We start from the raw sequence: 1,926 nt of genomic DNA on the forward strand, positions 1-1,926 counted from the left end.
CCTTAATACAGATATACCATGAATTGTTAAAAAATTATATTAAAAGCAGTAAATTCCTTATTGAGAAAATTATGTTATTATCTATCTTCTGTAAATGAAACGTCCCAAAACTAGAAAAATTGGATTTATAATGATCAAAACCTATGCCAAAAATGAATTAATATTAACTGCCCTTTATAATTAGAATTATTTATTTCTTCAGGAGTATTCTAACACTTCAAAAGGTACGTATACCTTTTGATCTTTTCTAATAATGTTTTCTTTACATCTACTATTGAATAATACCCCGAAGTTCCGTCAAAACTATAAATAACCAAGTCTTCAATTCTCCTGGAGCTGAGCAGTTAGTTTATTCTAACTGCTCTTTTTCTTTTTATCGTCACCTTTCCATAGCACCTCCATATATTGTATAAAGATATCTCCTCTTAAATTGTTATTGATGCCTCTTTCAAGTCCTAATGCACATCTTAAAAAGAGCATTTTTGAAAAGTGCTATTTTTACTTTGCAAGCCAATGAACCTATAATGAAGTGAGATTTTAACTTATGAATAATTTATGGAATCCTTTCCAATAATACGAATAGGTTGGTAACAGCCTATCTGTATCCATAATGAATCTCTGATTTTCTTGAATTCTCCCTGAGCAAGGTAGCTATTTTTTAGCTACCTTCTTGTATGAACTGCAAATATATGCACATACTATTAACGGAATGCTTGAATCATTGTCATTGAAAATGTTCAGCACTTCCGCTCCTTAAGAGAACAGTCTACGCAACTGTTCTCTTTCTTATTTTATTTTTTTATAAAATCACAAGGCATAATTAACTCCTCAACGATTAATAGCATTGCAACATTCTCAACGTTTTCTCAATATTTTCTCAATATTTTTCATGGACAATAGCACACTTTCCTAGCAGTTTTAAAATGTTGATATAAGACACTTCACTACACTAAAAATATACCCAGAAGTACTTTCCTCCTCATATGGTTAAAAGTACAACAGATAGGCTCTTATGCTATTACACATAAGAGCCTATCTGACTAGTATTATAAACAACTAGTTATATAAGATTCGTTCATACTAAATAAAAGGTATCTCTACAATTATTCTGGGAAAATGAAGCTAGAGTTCCCTTCACTATTAGCGGAATCCTCTTTGGGGAATGTAATAGTAGATCCTTCATTTCCTTTATTTATTTCTTCTTCCTCAGGAAATACAATGGAAGAATCATTACTTAAGTTTGGTAAAAATCCAGGTTTAGATAAAATTGCTTTCAGGATAATGGGACACCACGGTCTTGCACGTCAGCGATAGCAGACATGGACTTCGCCTTCGATAGCAAGAATCCTACTAACGTTAGTCAACTTGCCTCTTTAGGGATAGGAGTTTCAATTTAAATAATGCGTTCTGAGACACTACTCTTCTTCTAAAATAGCGTAATAATATTCATCCCACCATTCATTCCCATGTGGTATACACTTCCTGAAATAGCCTTCTCTTCTCATTCCAATCTTCTCCATCACTCGATATGATGGGATATTTTGTGGCTGACATGTAGCTATTATCCTATGTAATTTCATTTCCTTAAAGCCATATTTTAATGTAGCTTGTGCTGCTTCAGAAGCATATCCTTTATTGAAGTATTTTGAATTGAACACCCAACCAATCTCATAAGTATGCTCACCAAAATATTGATGAAAAACTATATGACCAATCAGGATATCTTCATCTATTAATACCACAGGAAAGTTCTTAGCGTTTTTACCAATGTTTTCATTCACAAAGTTCCTTGTATCTTCTTCAGTAAAAACCCCTTCAGGTATGTATTTCATAACATTGATATCTGATGTATACTCATGGACAGCTTGCCAATCTTTGAACTCAAATTTTCGTATTACTAACCTTTCTGCTTTTACAAACATGTAC

General features: G+C 32.5%; 1 protein-coding gene and 1 pseudogene. Both read right to left on the reverse strand.

The genetic code is table 11. The features are described 5' to 3' along the window. Window positions 1–1,103: 1,103 nt before the first annotated feature. Window positions 1,104–1,277 (reverse strand): annotated as a pseudogene (locus AC1DJR_RS30500) (peptidase S8); the annotation flags it as partial. Window positions 1,278–1,415: 138 nt separating this feature from the next. Beyond that, the gene (locus AC1DJR_RS30505) at window positions 1,416–1,922 is read right to left on the reverse strand and encodes a GNAT family N-acetyltransferase (RefSeq protein ID WP_477004311.1); all 507 of its coding nucleotides are present in this window, start codon (window positions 1,920–1,922) and stop codon (window positions 1,416–1,418) included. Window positions 1,923–1,926: the final 4 nt, after the last annotated feature.

The organism is Bacillus sp. 05T31 (assembly GCF_056396725.1).

Coding starts and splice junctions, on each gene's coding strand:
- AC1DJR_RS30505 (WP_477004311.1), bottom strand. CDS start 1,922: ATGTTTGTAAAAGCAGAAAGGTTAGTAATACGAAAATTTGAGTTCAAA.